The sequence below is a fragment of the Klebsiella sp. BIGb0149 genome (assembly GCF_004362605.1).
GTDB lineage: Bacteria > Pseudomonadota > Gammaproteobacteria > Enterobacterales > Enterobacteriaceae > Klebsiella > Klebsiella terrigena.
This window is the reverse complement of sequence record NZ_SNYG01000007.1, coordinates 123,226-139,780: the sequence shown is the minus strand read 5'-3', so window position 1 is coordinate 139,780 and position 16,555 is coordinate 123,226. Positions and strand designations below refer to the sequence as shown.

19 protein-coding genes and 1 other RNA gene are annotated in these 16,555 nt (G+C 56.2%); 14 read left to right on the top strand and 6 right to left on the bottom strand.

Annotation, left to right across the window (positions count from 1 at the left end; translation table 11 throughout):
- Positions 1-238: 238 nt before the first annotated feature.
- From EDF75_RS21970 to EDF75_RS21920, 11 genes are all read left to right on the top strand, one after another.
- On the top strand, positions 239-1,543 hold the full coding sequence (locus tag EDF75_RS21970) for an MFS transporter (RefSeq protein WP_133600864.1): 1,305 nt from the start codon (positions 239-241) through the stop codon (positions 1,541-1,543).
- A 130-nt stretch (positions 1,544-1,673) separates the two neighbouring features.
- Positions 1,674-2,450: a transcriptional regulator ExuR gene (gene exuR, locus EDF75_RS21965; RefSeq protein ID WP_045856712.1), complete on the top strand. Its 777-nt coding sequence runs from the start codon at positions 1,674-1,676 to the stop codon at positions 2,448-2,450.
- 452 nt (positions 2,451-2,902) lie between these two features.
- Positions 2,903-3,565 carry a DedA family general envelope maintenance protein YqjA gene (gene yqjA / locus EDF75_RS21960; RefSeq protein ID WP_041147345.1) on the top strand — a complete coding sequence of 221 codons (663 nt, stop codon included), beginning with the start codon at positions 2,903-2,905 and terminating at the stop codon, positions 3,563-3,565.
- Complete coding sequence (gene mzrA, locus EDF75_RS21955) at positions 3,565-3,951, top strand: EnvZ/OmpR regulon moderator MzrA (RefSeq protein ID WP_185022523.1); 387 nt, start codon at positions 3,565-3,567, stop codon at positions 3,949-3,951. The genes yqjA and mzrA overlap by 1 nt, the downstream gene beginning before the upstream one ends.
- A gap of 149 nt (positions 3,952-4,100) precedes the next feature.
- Positions 4,101-4,469 (top strand): DUF1090 domain-containing protein, encoded by a 369-nt coding sequence (locus tag EDF75_RS21950; protein WP_133600863.1) that lies wholly within the window; start codon positions 4,101-4,103, stop codon positions 4,467-4,469.
- Between the two features lie 32 nt (positions 4,470-4,501).
- Positions 4,502-4,807 carry an ElaB/YgaM/YqjD family protein gene (locus EDF75_RS21945; RefSeq protein ID WP_041147347.1) on the top strand — a complete coding sequence of 102 codons (306 nt, stop codon included), beginning with the start codon at positions 4,502-4,504 and terminating at the stop codon, positions 4,805-4,807.
- Positions 4,808-4,809: 2 nt separating this feature from the next.
- The gene (locus EDF75_RS21940; RefSeq protein WP_076946587.1) at positions 4,810-5,202 is read left to right on the top strand and encodes a phage holin family protein; all 393 of its coding nucleotides are present in this window, start codon (positions 4,810-4,812) and stop codon (positions 5,200-5,202) included.
- Positions 5,203-5,204: 2 nt separating this feature from the next.
- The gene (locus EDF75_RS21935; protein WP_133600862.1) at positions 5,205-5,516 is read left to right on the top strand and encodes a YqjK-like family protein; all 312 of its coding nucleotides are present in this window, start codon (positions 5,205-5,207) and stop codon (positions 5,514-5,516) included.
- 220 nt (positions 5,517-5,736) lie between these two features.
- On the top strand, positions 5,737-6,129 hold the full coding sequence (locus tag EDF75_RS21930; protein WP_004867955.1) for a DoxX family protein: 393 nt from the start codon (positions 5,737-5,739) through the stop codon (positions 6,127-6,129).
- Between the two features lie 73 nt (positions 6,130-6,202).
- The gene (locus EDF75_RS21925; RefSeq protein WP_133600861.1) at positions 6,203-7,189 is read left to right on the top strand and encodes a glutathione S-transferase family protein; all 987 of its coding nucleotides are present in this window, start codon (positions 6,203-6,205) and stop codon (positions 7,187-7,189) included.
- Between the two features lie 126 nt (positions 7,190-7,315).
- Positions 7,316-7,681 carry a DUF805 domain-containing protein gene (locus EDF75_RS21920; protein ID WP_045856699.1) on the top strand — a complete coding sequence of 122 codons (366 nt, stop codon included), beginning with the start codon at positions 7,316-7,318 and terminating at the stop codon, positions 7,679-7,681.
- Positions 7,682-7,722: 41 nt separating this feature from the next.
- On the opposite strand, the gene EDF75_RS21915 is transcribed toward EDF75_RS21920, so the two are convergent.
- Positions 7,723-8,619: a LysR family transcriptional regulator gene (locus tag EDF75_RS21915; RefSeq protein WP_133600860.1), complete on the bottom strand. Its 897-nt coding sequence runs from the start codon at positions 8,617-8,619 to the stop codon at positions 7,723-7,725.
- Between the two features lie 104 nt (positions 8,620-8,723).
- Between EDF75_RS21915 and EDF75_RS21910 the strand changes: the two genes are divergently transcribed.
- Both EDF75_RS21910 and EDF75_RS27145 read left to right on the top strand, forming a co-directional pair.
- Positions 8,724-9,425, top strand: coding sequence for a pirin family protein (locus EDF75_RS21910; RefSeq protein ID WP_041147353.1), 702 nt, complete (start codon positions 8,724-8,726; stop codon positions 9,423-9,425).
- Positions 9,426-9,449: 24 nt separating this feature from the next.
- Positions 9,450-9,611 (top strand): hypothetical protein, encoded by a 162-nt coding sequence (locus EDF75_RS27145; RefSeq protein ID WP_165973059.1) that lies wholly within the window; start codon positions 9,450-9,452, stop codon positions 9,609-9,611.
- A gap of 282 nt (positions 9,612-9,893) precedes the next feature.
- On the opposite strand, the gene rnpB is transcribed toward EDF75_RS27145, so the two are convergent.
- From rnpB to garP, 5 genes are all read right to left on the bottom strand, one after another.
- Positions 9,894-10,272: RNase P RNA component class A (rnpB, locus tag EDF75_RS21905), an RNA gene on the bottom strand.
- 32 nt (positions 10,273-10,304) lie between these two features.
- On the bottom strand, positions 10,305-11,450 hold the full coding sequence (garK, locus tag EDF75_RS21900) for a glycerate 2-kinase (RefSeq protein ID WP_133600859.1): 1,146 nt from the start codon (positions 11,448-11,450) through the stop codon (positions 10,305-10,307).
- 64 nt (positions 11,451-11,514) lie between these two features.
- Positions 11,515-12,405 carry a 2-hydroxy-3-oxopropionate reductase gene (gene garR / locus EDF75_RS21895; RefSeq protein WP_133600858.1) on the bottom strand — a complete coding sequence of 297 codons (891 nt, stop codon included), beginning with the start codon at positions 12,403-12,405 and terminating at the stop codon, positions 11,515-11,517.
- A 28-nt stretch (positions 12,406-12,433) separates the two neighbouring features.
- Complete coding sequence (gene garL / locus EDF75_RS21890) at positions 12,434-13,204, bottom strand: 2-dehydro-3-deoxyglucarate aldolase (protein WP_133600857.1); 771 nt, start codon at positions 13,202-13,204, stop codon at positions 12,434-12,436.
- A gap of 28 nt (positions 13,205-13,232) precedes the next feature.
- Positions 13,233-14,567 carry a galactarate/glucarate/glycerate transporter GarP gene (gene garP / locus EDF75_RS21885; RefSeq protein ID WP_045856686.1) on the bottom strand — a complete coding sequence of 445 codons (1,335 nt, stop codon included), beginning with the start codon at positions 14,565-14,567 and terminating at the stop codon, positions 13,233-13,235.
- Between the two features lie 402 nt (positions 14,568-14,969).
- Here garP and garD point away from each other — a divergent pair, with 402 nt between their 5' ends.
- On the top strand, positions 14,970-16,541 hold the full coding sequence (gene garD, locus EDF75_RS21880; RefSeq protein ID WP_133600856.1) for a galactarate dehydratase: 1,572 nt from the start codon (positions 14,970-14,972) through the stop codon (positions 16,539-16,541).
- Positions 16,542-16,555: the final 14 nt, after the last annotated feature.

The following is a 16,555-nucleotide window of genomic DNA, read 5'->3' as shown; positions in this document are numbered from 1 at the left end:
GTTGTATGACAAGTTATCTTGCTTTCGTCGAAACATATGAACCGACGGAATGTATTACCGATGACAACAGGCATCGGATTGAACGGTATGGATGCCGGATTAAACATAACGATTGATGGCAAGGTTCGGGCCATACGGGTTTCCCACCCTGAGCCCTCCGTTCTCCCTCTTCATCTCTGTTACAGAACTGAAGATGGCCGCACACGCTGCGGATATAAAATAAACGATGAGGTTTTACATGCGTAAAATTAAAGGGTTACGTTGGTATATGATCGCACTGGTGACATTGGGCACCGTGCTGGGGTACCTGACGCGTAACACTGTGGCTGCGGCTGCGCCAACTCTGATGGAAGAGTTACACATCTCCACCCAACAGTATTCCTATATCATCGCGGCCTACTCGGCTGCTTATACCGTTATGCAGCCTGTTGCGGGCTACGTGCTGGATATTCTGGGTACCAAAATTGGCTACGCCTTCTTCGCTATCGCCTGGGCTATTTTCTGTGGCTCAACGGCGCTGGCAGGCAGCTGGGGCGGATTAGCCCTGGCGCGTGGCGCCGTGGGTGCCGCTGAAGCCGCCATGATCCCCGCGGGGCTGAAGGCCAGTTCGGAATGGTTCCCGGCCAAAGAGCGCTCTATTGCCGTTGGCTATTTCAACGTTGGCTCATCGATCGGGGCGATGATCGCGCCGCCGCTGGTGGTCTGGGCGATTGTGATGCACAGCTGGCAGATGGCGTTCATCATCTCCGGCGTCCTGAGCTTCGCATGGGCCATGTCGTGGCTGGTGTTCTATAAGCACCCGCGTGACCAGAAAAAATTAACCAGCGAAGAGCGCGACTACATCATCGGCGGCCAGGAGTCTCAGCATCAGACCAACAACGGTAAGAAGATGTCGCCGTGGCAGATCCTGCGCAACCGTCAGTTCTGGGGTATCGCCCTGCCGCGCTTCCTTGCGGAGCCGGCCTGGGGGACCTTCAACGCGTGGATCCCACTGTTCATGTTTAAAGTGTATGGCTTTAATCTGAAAGAGATCGCCATGTTCGCATGGATGCCGATGCTGTTCGCTGACCTCGGCTGCATCGTAGGTGGCTACCTGCCACCGCTGTTCCAGCGCTGGTTTGGCGTCAACCTGATCGTCTCGCGTAAAATGGTCGTCACCATGGGCGCCGTCCTGATGATTGGCCCGGGTATGATTGGCCTGTTCACCAGCCCGTTCGTGGCTATCGCCCTGCTGTGCGTCGGCGGCTTTGCTCACCAGGCGCTGTCCGGGGCGCTGATTACGCTCTCTTCCGACGTTTTCGGTCGTAATGAAGTGGCGACCGCTAACGGCCTGACCGGTATGGCGGCCTGGATGGCGAGCACCATGTTTGCGCTGGTGGTCGGCGCGCTGGCGGACACCATCGGCTTTAGCCCGCTGTTTGCCGTGCTGGCGGTCTTCGACCTGCTGGGCGCCGTCGTCATCTGGACCGTACTGAAGAACAAATCGGCGGACGACGACGACCCCACCCCGCTCAGAACCAGTAAACCGGTGACGCAAAGCTAGCGTCTGCACCGCAAGATTGACCCGCTGAAGCCGCCTCTATAAAGGCGGCTTTTTCATGCCTGGCAGTGGTGGGATGCGCGTAAAAGTGGTATAACAAATCCAATATTGTCGCCATCTTCCGGGAGCGAATATGGAAATCACAGAACCACGTCGTTTGTATCAACAGCTGGCCGCAGAGTTGAAGGCACGTATTGAACAGGGTGTCTACCTGGTGGGCGATAAGCTGCCCGCAGAGCGGTTTATTGCCGACGAGAAAAGCGTTAGCCGTACCGTGGTTCGCGAAGCCATTATCATGCTGGAAGTCGAAGGCTATGTGGAAGTGCGCAAAGGCTCGGGCATTCACGTTATCTCCAATCATCCGAAGCACCAGCAGCCCATCGACGAGACCCTGGAGTTCGCCAACTACGGCCCGTTTGAGCTGCTGCAGGCCCGGCAGCTGATTGAGAGCAATATCGCCGAGTTTGCCGCCACCCAGGTGACCAAGCAGGACATCATGAAGCTTATGGAGATCCAGGAGAACGCGCGCAAAGAGAAGTGCTTCCGCGATTCCGAGTGGGACCTCCAGTTTCACGTTCAGGTTGCGCTGGCGACCCAGAACTCCGCCCTTGCGGCAATTGTCGAAAAAATGTGGACCCAGCGCGTGCACAACCCCTACTGGAAAAAGCTGCACGACCATATCGACACCCGCACCGTCGATAGCTGGTGCGACGATCACGACCAGATCCTTAAAGCGCTGATTCGTAAAGATCCGCACGCTGCGAAGCTGGCGATGTGGCAGCATCTGGAAAATACCAAACTGATGCTGTTCAACGAAACCAGCGATGATTTTGAATTCAACGCCGATCGCTACCTGTTTGCGGAAAATCCGGTTGTTCACCTCGATACCGCCGCCAACGGCGTAAAATAAGCGATTATCCTCATTCCGGGCCGGCGCCCAGCGTCTGCCCGCCATCCTGACCAAGTAAGCAAACATCTATAGTGTCAGCCTGTGTAAAGACACTCGCCACTCGCCGCCGCAATCAGCAAAATCAACAAGCAACAAACTGCAATTTATCTGCCGTAAAGTCAGCGGTTTTGTTACAATTAGATGCATTTCGTCGTTCTGTAGCCCACATTTGCTTATGTTTATCTGATGCACAAAACAATTCAGGGTGCGTTCAGAGGGCAAAGAAAGAAAAACCCGGCAACGTGGGGCTGGTTTTTCCGCGCAAAAGTAGCCTGGAACGACCTGAAGAAGATGATGCCAGACAGGGATCCGTTCAGACCGCATCAGCAGCGACCATAATCCAATAACAACCTATGTCGCTATATTTACACTGCGTTCAGACGTACCGTTAACCGATGTACCAGGAATCGTGAATGGAACTATTAACCCAATTGTTAAATGCTCTATGGAGCCAGGATTACGAAACTCTCGCCAATCCCTCCATGATTGGCATGCTGTATTTCGTCTTATTTATGATTTTATTCCTCGAAAACGGCCTGCTTCCGGCCGCTTTTTTACCGGGCGATAGCCTGCTGGTTTTGGTTGGCGTCCTGATTGCTAAGGGCGCAATGGGCTTCCCTGAAACGCTGCTGCTGCTCACAACGGCCGCCAGCCTCGGCTGCTGGCTGAGCTATATTCAGGGCCGCTGGCTAGGCAACACGCGGATTGTGCAGAACTGGCTTTCGCATCTGCCCTCGCACTACCATCAGCGCGCGCACCATCTGTTCCATAAGCACGGGCTTTCCGCACTGCTGATTGGCCGCTTTATCGCTTTCGTTCGTACCCTGCTGCCGACGATTGCCGGCATCTCGGGGCTGAACAACGCGCGCTTCCAGTTCTTTAACTGGATGAGCGGCCTGCTGTGGGTACTGATTCTGACCTCTCTGGGCTACCTGCTGGGCAAAACGCCGGTATTCCTGAAATATGAAGATCAGCTCATGTCCTGCCTGATGCTGCTGCCGGTGGTGCTGCTGGTATTTGGCTTAATCGGCTCGCTCGTGGTGATGTGGAAGAAAAAACACAGAAGTCGGGGCTGATGATGGTTAAAAAACGCCCTTCTCTGCGTAAGTTGGGTTGGATGCTGGGCGGTTCACTTTTGCTGTGCGCTCTGTTCTGGCTGTGGCTGGCGGCGCAACAGCAGGAAGCCACCCTCGCTATCCACCCCGTAAGTCAGGATGTTGGCATGCCGGACGGTTTTTCCGTCTGGCACCATCTTGATGCCAACGGCATTCGTTTTAAAAGCATCACGCCGCAAAAAGATGGCCTGCTGATCAAATTTGATTCCAGCGCCCAGGGAATAGCGGCGAAAGAAGTGCTGGGACGCGCCCTGCCGCACGGCTATATTATTGCTTTGCTGGAGGAAGATAACACCCCGACAGCATGGCTCTCCCGCCTGCGCGATACGCCACACAGGTTTGGATAATTTCCAAAATTCTGAATATTTTCACGCAGTTTGGTGATTTCCTGTTTTCCTTACTATGCTTAAGACTGCGGGAGCCACCGGGCTGACGTTAATCAACTGGATCGGGTCTATCCTACGGATATGCCCTCACACAATGGAAGGTAGCATCCATGAAACACCGCATCGCTTTGATCCTGGTTTTAACTTCGCTTAGCTCCAGCGCCTTTGCCATCTCCCCCTGTCAGGAAAAAGAGCAGGATATCCAGCGGGAGATTAGCTATGCCGAGAAACATCACAATCAGAACCGTATTGATGGCCTCAATAAGGCGCTGCGTGAAGTTCAGGCCCACTGTAGCGACAGTAAGCTTAAAGCCGATCATCAGCAAAAAATCGCTAAACAGCGGGAAGAGATTAACGAGCGTCAGCGCGATCTGCGCGAAGCCGAACAGAAAGGCGATGCTGAGAAAATCAGCAAGCGCCAGCATAAGCTTGATGAAGCGCAGCAAGAGCTGAAAGCGCTTGAGTCACGTGAGTACTAGTATGTATATGGACCACTCTACAGGAGAGAAAGATGCCTAAAGATAACGTTGCAGACGACCTGCGTGCAGAACTGAAGACTCTGGCTGATACCCTGGAAGAAGTGCTGAACTCCTCCACGGATAAATCGAAGGAAGAGATAGGCAAGCTGCGTAGCAAAGCAGAAAGCGCGCTGAAAGAGAGCCGCGTACGCCTGGGTGAAACCGGCGATGCTATCGTCAGGCAGACCCGTGAAAGCGCCGCGCGCGCCGACGAGTACGTTCGCGAAAATCCGTGGACCGGCGTAGGTATTGGCGCAGCCGTTGGGCTGGTGCTGGGTGTCCTGCTGACGCGTCGCTAATTATGGCGGACTCTCAACGCACGCAAGGACCGGGTCAGAGCGTTTTCGGCATCGGCCAGCGCATCGTATCGCTGCTGGTTGAAATGGTGGAAACGCGTCTGCGTCTGGTGGTCGTGGAGCTGGAAGAAGAGAAGGCTAACCTCTTCCAGCTGTTCCTGATGCTGGGGCTGACCCTGCTGTTCGCCGCGTTCGGCTTAATGAGCCTGCTGGTGCTCATTATCTGGGCCGTCGATCCGCAGTATCGCCTGAACGTCATGATAGCCACTACCGCTGTGCTGCTGCTCGCTTCGCTGATCGGCGGTATCTGGACGCTACGCAAGGCCCGGCGTTCGACGTTCCTGCGTCATACCCGCACGGAGCTGGCTAACGACAGAGCGCTGCTGGAGGATGATTAACCGTGAGCAGTCAACAGGAACGTGAGCGGCGCAAGACGCTTCTGCTGCGCCAGATCCAGCAGCAGCGGCTGGATCTAACCGCCAGCCGCCGCGACTGGCTGGCGGCCACCGCCCCGCTCGACCGAGGCTGGCTGACGCTGCAAAACCTGCGCTCGTGGGCGATGGTCGGCAGCGGCATCATGGCCATCTGGTCCGTTCGCCATCCTCGCTTTCTTCTGCGCTGGACCCGGCGCGGCGTCGGTGCCTGGAGTACCTGGCGCATGGTCAGAGGCCTGCTGCGCCAGCAATCATCGCGCCAAGGCGCACCGCGCTGAGTTCCCCACCTGCTTTGTTCTCAGGACCTTAACCGGTCCTTTTATTTGCCTGTCTCCCGGGCAGTTGCTCAGAATTCTTGATAAAGATCTACAGTTTTCCTTGCTAACAATTCCCTCAACGTCTCGCTAATATTCACTCCATCGACAGCAACCCCGCGTAACTACGCAGGATTGCACCAAAAAACAAAACCGCCGCCCTTTGGGTTTTCTGGAGTAAGAAATGAAAAAATTAGAAGATGTTGGTGTACTGGTAGCACGTATCCTGATGCCAATCCTGTTTATCACCGCAGGCTGGGGAAAAATCACCGGATATGCAGGCACTCAGCAATACATGGAAGCGATGGGCGTCCCGGGTGCATTACTGCCGTTAACCATTCTGCTTGAGTTCGGCGGCGGCCTGGCCATCCTGTTCGGCTTCCTGACCCGTACGACCGCGCTGTTCACCGCCGGTTTTACCCTGCTGACCGCGTTCCTGTTCCACAGCAACTTTGCTGAAGGCGTGAACTCGCTGATGTTCATGAAAAACCTGACTATCGCAGGCGGCTTCCTGCTGCTGGCTATCACCGGTCCAGGCGCATTCAGCATCGACCGCGTGCTGAATAAAAAATGGTAAGCACACTATACTGAATCAAAAAGCGAGGAGATATCTCCTCGCTTTTGCTATCTACAGTCTGAAGGAGGAAACAATGGGACAATTAGTCGACGGCGTCTGGCACGATACCTGGTATGACACCAAATCCACCGGAGGACGATTCAAGCGTTCCGTTTCGGCCTTCCGCAACTGGCTGACCGCCGATGGCGCACCCGGGCCGAGCGGCGATGGCGGCTTCGCTGCCGAAAAAGATCGCTATCATCTGTACGTCTCCCTCGCCTGCCCCTGGGCGCATCGCACCCTGATTCTGCGCAAGCTAAAAGGCCTGGAGCCGTTTATCTCCGTCTCGGTCGTCAATCCTCTGATGTTCGAGAACGGCTGGACGTTCGATAGCAGCTTCCCGGACGCCACCGGCGATACGCTGTATCAGCACCAGTTTCTCTATCAGCTCTATCTGCATGCCGATCCGCAATATACCGGGAGAGTGACGGTGCCGGTACTGTGGGATAAAAAGCAGCAAACTATCGTCAGCAACGAATCAGCTGAAATTATTCGTATGTTCAATACCGCCTTCGACGGGCTTGGGGCGACGGCCGGCGATTACTATCCGCCTGCATTGCGCGAGAACATCGATGAGCTGAACGGCTGGATTTACGACAGCGTGAACAACGGCGTTTATAAAGCCGGGTTCGCCACCAGCCAGCAGGCTTATGATGAAGCCGTTGATGGCGTATTTGCTTCGCTGGAACGCCTGGAGCTGATCCTCGGCCAGCACCGTTACCTGACCGGCAGCCAGCTAACCGAAGCCGATATTCGTCTGTGGACCACCCTCGTGCGCTTCGATCCGGTGTATGTCACCCACTTTAAGTGCGACCAGCGGCGCATCAGCGATTATCCTAATTTGTACGGCTTCCTGCGCGACATCTACCAGATGCCGGGCATTGCCGAGACCGTCGATTTTGGCCATATTCGCAACCACTACTATCGCAGCCATAAAACCATCAATCCGACCGGAATTATCTCCGTCGGTCCGCAGCAGGATCTGCATGAGCCGCACGGCCGTGACCTTCTTTTCCGCTGATATATCGGGCGCCCCCAGCGGCGCCTGAAATTTCACAGCCGCGATATTTACCCGCCTTTCATTCCCGTCTATTCTTATTACGATCGCTTTAAAAACAAGTGATTGACGGCTAATCGAGGCATAGACATGGACTGGTATCTACAGGTAATAAGAAACTATATTGGCTTTGGCGGTCGCGCCCGTCGTAAAGAGTACTGGATGTTTATTCTGGTCAATATCATCCTCACCGGCGTGCTCAGCGTTATCGATAAAATGCTGGGCTGGCAGCGAGCGGGGGGCGAAGGCATCCTGACGACGATTTACGGCGTGCTGATCTTTTTGCCATGGTGGGCGGTGCAGTTTCGGCGTTTGCACGACACGGACCGTTCGGCGTGGTGGCTACTGCTGCTGCTGATCCCGGTCATCGGCTGGCTAGCGATTCTGGTCTTCAATTGCCAAAGCGGAACGCCCGGAAATAACCGCTTCGGGCCCGACCCAAAACCCCTTTCATAGCTCATTATGCGCACCGCCTTCGCGCGGTGCGCAGCGCTGATTTACTTCCCGGTAAACAGTCTGGGAATTTCCCGCAGGCACCAGGATTTGGCCTCGCCCATACTATCGCGGCGCCAGGCCATAATAATGTCAATCTCATTGGTATATTCCGGGCTGACAACCCGTAAGCGCCCTTCGGCGATATCCTGCTCCACCAGCGGATAGGGCATGGTCGCCACTCCCAGCCCTGCCAGCAGCGCCTGGCGCTTATCTTCAATGGTGCTGACCGTTAAACGCGGCTGCTTGTCGAGCAGCTGCACCGTCAGCACCGGACGTTCACGCGCGGTATCCGCTACCGCCACGCCGCGATACTTCACCCGCGTGACTTCGGAAAGCGGCTCCGGCTCCTGATGAATAGGGTGATTCGGCGCGGCAACGTAGACGTTCAGCACCGAATAGAGCTTACGCGAGTTAATTTCCGACGAAGAGCGAAAATGCATATCCGGCGCAACGACGATATCCGCCCGGCCCTGCTCCAGGCGCTCCCATGCGCCGGCGAGCACTTCGGTAATCACCGAGAGCTGCGTGTTGGATTTGGTCGCCAGCTTTTCAATCAGCGGGAAAAAGTCGCTGGTCGGCACCAGCGCTTCGGTGACGATGGTCAGATGGGTTTCCCAACCGCGGGACAGCGCTTCGGCATCGGTGGTGAGCTTATCCGCCGCCTCCAGCAGGACCCGTCCGCGCTCCAGCAGCATGCGGCCGACGTTGGTGAATTTTGTTCGATGACCGGAGCGGTCAAACAGCACCACGTCCAGCTCCTCTTCCAGTTTTTGCATCGTGTAGCTAAGTGCAGAAGGGACGCGTCCGAGCTCGTCAGCCGCGGCGGCAAAGCTCCCGCGCCGGTCGATCGCATCCATTACGCGCAACGCTTCCAGCGTTAATGCTCTCTCTCTGGCCATAGCACTCTCGTTCAGGAAATTTGAATATACCGGGCAGAATATCTGGCTAACAATACAGCGTCCATACCTTTACCATTGTTTTAGTGTAAAGAGAGGTCAAGACAATGATTACTACCCGAACAGCCAAACAATGCGGACAAGCAGATTTCGGCTGGCTGCAGGCCCGCTACACCTTTTCCTTTGGACACTACTTCGACCCTAAACTGTTAGGCTACGCCTCCCTGCGCGTGCTCAACCAGGAAGTTCTGGCACCGGGCGCATCGTTTCAGCCGCGTACCTACCCGAAGGTCGATATCCTGAACCTGATCCTGGAAGGGGAAGCGGAGTACCGCGATAGCGACGGCAACCACGTGCAGGCCAAAGCCGGCGAAGCGCTGCTGATTTCGACCCAGCCGGGCGTCAGCTATAGCGAGCATAATCTGAGTAAAGATTGTTCGCTCACGCGGATGCAGCTGTGGCTGGACGCCTGCCCGGAGCGCGAAAATCCGCTGGTACAGAAGATGAGTATCACCGAGGGTCCGCAGCAGCTGCTGGCCTCACCGGACGGGGCGCAGGATAGTTTGCAGCTACGCCAGCAGGTCTGGATCCATCATCTCGATCTGGCGAAAGGCGAGAGGATTAACGTGCAGCTTCACGGACCGCGCGCCTATCTGCAGTCTATTCACGGGACCGTGCACGCCGTCGCGCATGAAGAGGAAAAGCAGGCGCTGACCTGCGGCGATGGCGCCTTTATTCGTGATGAAGCTAACATTACCCTCGTTGCCGATACGCCTTTGCGCGCTTTACTGATAGATTTACCGGTGTAAAAACGGGAGTCATGGAGCTTATCAGTGAGTAAGAAGAAACCGAAGAAGACCGCATCGCCGATTCAGCCGACCTTGCCGGAAACAACCAACGTCGTCGGCTTTGGCTACGAAGAGATGCTGAGCGAGCTGGAGGCTATCGTCGCCGATGCGGAGATACGACTTCAGGATGAAGAAAACGCCGCCTGATGCCAAAAATCGGCTCCTGCCGGGGCCGACTCTGCTTTATCCCGCCTGACCAGGCCATTTTTACCTCCGCCGTGCGGCTTTGATAAGCCATATCCGGCAGCAGAAAGCGCAAAACCCCGCCGAGGCGGGGTTTTTGTCGAATGAGTTGAAGCTGGCCGCTAAGCCGCGTTCTTTTCATGAAGAGCGTCGTGGACAGTCATTCGCCTTCTGTCCCATCCTTTTCTTTCTGCTTCATTCTTTGTTCAGAAAGCAAAAACCCCGCCGAGGCGGGGTTTTCTGAAGAGTTGAAGCTGACCGATAAGCCGGGTTCTGTCGTGGACAGTCATTCATCTAGGCCAGCAATCGCTCACTGGCTCAAGCAGCCTACCCGGGTTCAGTACGGGCCGTACCTTATGAACCCCTATTTGGCCTTGCTCCGGGTGGAGTTTACCGTGCCGCGAACTGTTACCAGCCGCGCGGTGCGCTCTTACCGCACCCTTTCACCCTTACCTGATCCCGCTTGCGCGGGCCATCGGCGGTTTGCTCTCTGTTGCACTGGTCGTGGGTTTCCCCCCCAGGCGTTACCTGGCACCCTGCCCTATGGAGCCCGGACTTTCCTCCCCTCCGCCCGTCTCCCCCCGAAGGAGGACGACGACGAAGCGGCGACTGTCTGGTCAGCTTCGGCGCGAAGTATAGAGGGTTTGCTGCCGGTTGTCATCCCTCCATCGCCATCCCGGCCCGCAATGTCGCGGCGATGTTGCGCGACGCGCGATAAATATTGTCCGATGCCCCGCGAAAGGCCTCCTCCAGCGTCGTAATATTGGTCAGCACGCTGAATACCGCGTCGATGCCAAACTGATGCACCACGCCAACGTCGCGGGTCAGGCTGCCGGCAATGCCAATCACCGGCTTATGGTACTTCTTCGCCACGCTCGCCACGCCGACCGGCACCTTGCCGTGGATGCTCTGGCTATCAAGCCGCCCTTCGCCGGTCACTACCAGCGAGCAGTCGAGGATATGCTCTTCCAGATTCAGCGCCTGGGTGACAATCTCGATCCCGCTGCGCAGTTCAGCATTGAGGAACGCCATCAGCGCAGCCCCCATGCCTCCGGCGGCGCCGGCTCCCGCCACCTGTTTCACGTCCACGCGCAAATCGTTTTTTATCACATCGGCATAGTGTTCAAGATTGCGATCCAGCTCGAGGATCATCGCTTCGCTCGCCCCCTTCTGCGGGCCAAAAATACGCGAGGCACCCACATCGCCAGTTAGCGGATTGGTCACGTCGCAGGCTACGCGGATGGCACATTCCTGCAGCCGGGCGTCCAGACCGCGGAGATCGATGGCATTCAGGCTGGCGAGGCTCCCGCCGCCGTTGCCAATCTCGCTGCCGTTAGCATCGCGAAGGCTGGCCCCTAGCGCCTGCACCATGCCAGCGCCGCCATCGTTAGTGGCGCTGCCACCGATGCCGATGATGATATTTTTCGCCCCATGATCCAGCGCCTGGAGAATCAGCTCGCCGGTCCCGCGCGATGTCGTCAGCAGCGGATTGCGCAGCGCCGGCGGAACCAGGCCCAGTCCGCTGGCGGCCGCCATCTCGATAAACGCCGTTTTACCGTCGCCGGACATTCCCCAGCTGGCGTTCACCTTTTCACCTAACGGCCCGGTAACCAGAGCGGTATATTCAGCGCCCTGCGTGGCGGCAATCATGGCCTCAACGGTGCCTTCACCACCGTCGGCAACCGGGACGGAAACATACTCCGCATCGGGGAAAATTTCCCGAAATCCTTTTTCTATTGCCTGAGCTACCTCAATGGCAGAAAGGCTTTCTTTATAAGAGTCTGGGGCGATTACGATTTTCATAGTTATGTAGCCTGACAGTGCCGCGCAAGGCAAGAATTACAGGGCGCGTTTCACGCCCTTCTTGTTAGCGAGTGACTTCCACTTTCGCCAGTTTTTCGTAATAGCATGCCAGCGCGCTGTGGTCGGCGGTACCCAGACCATCGGCACGCAGCGCCTGCATCATTTCCATCACCGCCGCCGTCAGCGGCAGCTGAGCGCCCACGCCGTGGGATGTATCCAGCGCGTTGGCCAGGTCCTTAATATGCAGGTCGATGCGAAAGCCTGGTTTGAAGTTACGATCCATCACCATCGGCGCCTTCGCATCCAGCACGGTGCTCCCCGCCAGGCCGCCGCGGATAGCCTGATACACCAGATCCGGATTGACGCCCGCTTTGGTGGCGAGAGTCAGCGCTTCAGACATCGCGGCAATATTCAGCGCGACGATCACCTGGTTGGCGAGCTTCGTCACGTTGCCTGCCCCCACTTCGCCGGTGTGCACGACCGAGCCGGCCATCGTCTTCATCAGGTCGTAGTATTTATCGAAGATAGGCTTATCGCCGCCGACCATCACCGACAGCGTGCCGTCGATCGCCTTCGGCTCGCCGCCGCTTACCGGCGCATCGAGCATATCCACGCCCTTCGCCTTCAGCGCTTCGCTAATTTCGCGGCTGGCCAGCGGCGCGATGGAGCTCATATCAATCAGTACGGTGCCCGGCTTCGCGCCTTCAATGATGCCGTTTTCACCCAACGCTACGTCTTTCACATTCGGGGAGTTCGGCAGCATCGTGATAATCACATCGCACTGCTCGGCAATCGCCTTCGCCGTAGCCGCCGTTTCTGCCCCGGCAGCCATCACTTCAGCAACCGCTTCAGGATTACGATCGGAAACCACCAGCGAGTAACCGGCTTTCAGCAAGTTTTTGCTCATAGGCTTGCCCATGATGCCCAGGCCAATAAAACCAACTTTCATCGTCATAACGTTCTCTCTCTTTTGATCCCGAGGGTTATTTTTTAAAAGAATCCGCAAGCTTCTGCGTGGCGGAGCGGAATGCGCCCAGGTCGCTGCCGACGGCAACAAAGGTGGCGCCCCATTCCAGATAACGGTGCGCATCGGCCTCTACCGGCGCCAGAATGCCGCTCGGCTTACCGTGCTTTTTCGCACTCGCAAAAATCTGCTGAATCGCGCGCTGAACGTCAGGGTGAGAGGCGTTGCCGAGATGGCCCAACGCCGCGGCCAGGTCGCTTGGGCCGACAAAAATGCCGTCAACGCCTTCGGTTGCCGCGATGGCATCGACGTTATCTACGCCCTGCTGGCTCTCAATCTGTACGAGGATGGTGATGTTTTTGTTGGATTGCGCGAAGTAGTCCGGCACGGTGCCAAACATGTTGGCGCGGTGAGAAACGGAGACCCCGCGGATACCTTCCGGCGGATAGCGGGTGGAGGCCACCGCGTTCACCGCCTCTTCTTTGCTTTCCACAAACGGGATCAGGAAGTTGTAAAAACCGATATCCAGCAGGCGCTTAATAATCACCGGCTCGTTGGTCGGGACCCGCACAACCGCGGCGCTGGCGCTGCCCTTCAGGGCCATCAGCTGTGGGATAAAGGTCGTAATGTCGTTTGGCGCATGCTCGCCGTCCAGCACCAGCCAGTCAAAGCCCGCAAGGCCTAAGACTTCGGTGCTAATGGGGCTTGCCAGCGCAGACCAGCAGCCAATCTGCACCTGGTGCGCAGCCAGCGCTGCCTTGAATTTGTTCGGGAAGATATCGTTATTCATCGCTTATACCTTGTCACTTAACCGTGAATTATTTTTGCAGTTCCATACGTTTGATGTCGCCAACAATGAAGAGGTAGCAAACCATCGCCATCAGAGCTGAACAACCGACAAACACCAGCGCTGCGTTAAATGAATGCAGCTCGCTGACCAGATAACCAATGACCAGCGGAGTAACGATGGAGGCCACGTTACCGAATACGTTGAAGACCCCGCCGCACAGACCAACAATCTCTTTCGGTGCGGTATCAGAAATGACCGGCCAGCCGAGGGCGCCAAAGCCTTTGCCGAAGAACGCCAGCGCCATCAGGATGACCACCAGCGCGGTGTTATCGGTGTAGTTACACAGAATAATGGTTGAAGCCAGCAGCATGCCGAGAACGATAGGCAGCTTACGGGCCAGCGTGATAGAAAAGCCGCGTTTAATCAGATAGTCAGAGAACACGCCGCCCAGCACGCCGCCGGCAAAACCACACAGCGCCGGGATGGATGCCACCAGCCCCACTTTCAGAATCGACATCCCCTTTTCCTGCACCAGGTAAATCGGGAACCAGGTGAGGAAGAACCAGGTGATGGTGTTGATAAAATATTGGCCGAAGAATACGCCCAGCATCATGCGGTTGGTTAACAGCTGCTTGATATAGTGGAGTTTCGGACCGCTGGCGGTATTGCCGCCGGGCTTTTTATGGTCCATATCCACCACCGCGCCGTTGTCAGAGATGAACTTCAGCTCCTCCTTTGACATCCGCGGATGGTCGGTCGGGTTATGAATCAGCTTTACCCACAGGCCGGTGAGGACAAAACCGATGACCCCCATCACGGTAAACACGTGCTCCCAGCCCCAGGCGAAGGTTAACCAGCCGAGCAGAGGCGAGAACAGCGCCAGGGAAAAATATTGCGCAGAGTTAAAGATAGCGGAGGCGGTACCGCGCTCTTTGGTCGGGAACCAGGCCGCAACGATGCGGGCGTTAGCCGGAAATGACGGCGCTTCAGAAAAGCCCAGCATAAACCGCATAATAAACATCGAAATCCCGGCCCAGGCGATGGGAAATACGTCCACAAAGCCCTGCAGGAAGGTAAACAGCGACCAGAAGAACAGGCTGTAGGTGTAGACTTTCTTCGAGCCAAACTTATCGAGCAGCCAGCCGCCGGGGATTTGCATCAGCAAATAGGCCCAGCCAAAAGCGGAGAAAATGTATCCCATCGACACGGCGCTGAGCTGAAGCTCTTCTGCTACTGCGGTTCCGGCAATGGAGAGCGTTGCGCGGTCGGCATAGTTTACGGCGGTGACGATAAAGATTATCAGCAAAATTAAATATCGGGTGGGGAAACCTTTTTTTGTTCCTTCAACCGTATCAAGTATCATTTTATTTACCTCAGGTGCTCGAGAAGTTATTTTATTATTATTTAAGCGTTATGCTAAAGATGTCTTTTAAATAAAAACAAACATCAAATAGCCAGTCTGGCGTAATGAAATCGTCATTCAGTATAAACAGCAGGCATCGGCCGCGCATTGTGCAAAAGCACAATTAATGAGGGTTATATAAATATTACTTTGCACATATGCATATAATAATGGGCGCTAATGCACATATTTACGCTTTGATGCCGCTGCTGGCGCGGCTATCGCGATAATGAGTGATCGCCGTCACATTTTTGATCGCTAACTCCTGACATTCTAATTCCACAATACTGAGAACATCCTCAATTATATTTTATATAGAGCTAACTATTTTATTATCCCCACCTGGCTGGAGAATACTGGACAATGGCCGAGATCGAAATTAGACAACAATCGCCCAGCGCGTTTTATATTAAAGTACACGACACCGATAATGTGGCAATTATTGTCAATGATAATGGCCTGAAAGCGGGAAGTTGTTTCCCGGGCGGGCTGGAGCTGATTGAACATATTCCTCAGGGCCATAAGGTGGCGCTGGTGGATATTCCGGTTCACGGCGAAATCATTCGCTATGGCGAAGTCATCGGTTACGCCGTCCGCGATATCGCGCGCGGCAGCTGGATTGACGAGTCCACGGTAGAGCTACCCAGCGCACCGCCGCTGAATACCCTGCCGCTGGCGACCAAAGTCCCGCAGGCGCTGCCCGCGCTTGAAGGCTATACCTTTGAAGGCTATCGCAATGCTGACGGCAGCGTCGGGACCAAGAATCTGCTCGGCATCACCACCAGCGTGCACTGCGTGGCCGGGGTTGTCGATTACGTGGTCAAAATCATCGAACGCGATCTGCTGCCGAAGTATCCGAACGTCGATGGCGTGGTAGGACTCAATCACCTGTACGGCTGCGGCGTCGCCATCAACGCGCCGGCGGCCGTGGTGCCTATCCGCACTATCCACAATATCTCGTTGAACCCGAATTTTGGCGGCGAGGTAATGGTTGTTGGCCTGGGCTGCGAAAAGCTGCAGCCGGAGCGCCTGCTGCAGGGGACGGAAGATGTTCAGCCCGTTGCCGTTGATAGCGCCAGCATCGTGCGGCTGCAGGATGAGCATCACGTGGGTTTTCAATCCATGGTCGACGATATTCTGCAGGTTGCGGAGCGTCACCTGGCGAAGCTCAACCAGCGCCAGCGCGAAACCTGCCCGGCGTCCGAGCTGGTGGTCGGCATGCAGTGCGGCGGCAGCGACGCGTTTTCCGGCGTCACCGCCAACCCGGCGGTCGGCTATGCCTCCGACCTGCTGGTACGCTGCGGCGCGACGGTGATGTTCTCAGAAGTCACCGAAGTCCGTGACGCCATTCATCTGCTCACGCCACGCGCAGTGAACGAGGAGGTCGGTAAACGCCTGCTCGAAGAGATGGCCTGGTACGATAACTATCTCGATCTCGGCCAAACCGATCGCAGCGCCAACCCCTCCCCGGGAAATAAAAAAGGCGGCCTCGCCAACGTGGTGGAAAAGGCGCTGGGCTCTATCGCTAAATCGGGGAAAAGCGCAATTGTCGAAGTGCTATCGCCGGGCCAGCGTCCGACGAAGCGCGGGCTGATATTTGCCGCCACGCCCGCCAGCGATTTTGTTTGCGGTACCCAGCAGGTCGCATCCGGCATTACGGTTCAGGTGTTCACCACCGGCCGCGGTACGCCGTACGGCCTCGTCGCGGTGCCGGTCATTAAAATGGCAACCCGCACCGAGCTGGCGAACCGCTGGTACGATCTGATGGATATTAACGCCGGGACTATCGCCACCGGCGAAGAGACTATCGAAGACGTGGGCCTGAAGCTGTTTGAGTTTATTCTTGACGTCGCCAGCGGCCGGAAGAAAACCTTCTCAGACCAGTGGGGGCTGCATAACCAGCTGGCGGTGTTTAACCCGGCGCCGGTAACCTGATCCCCGGCAGGGTC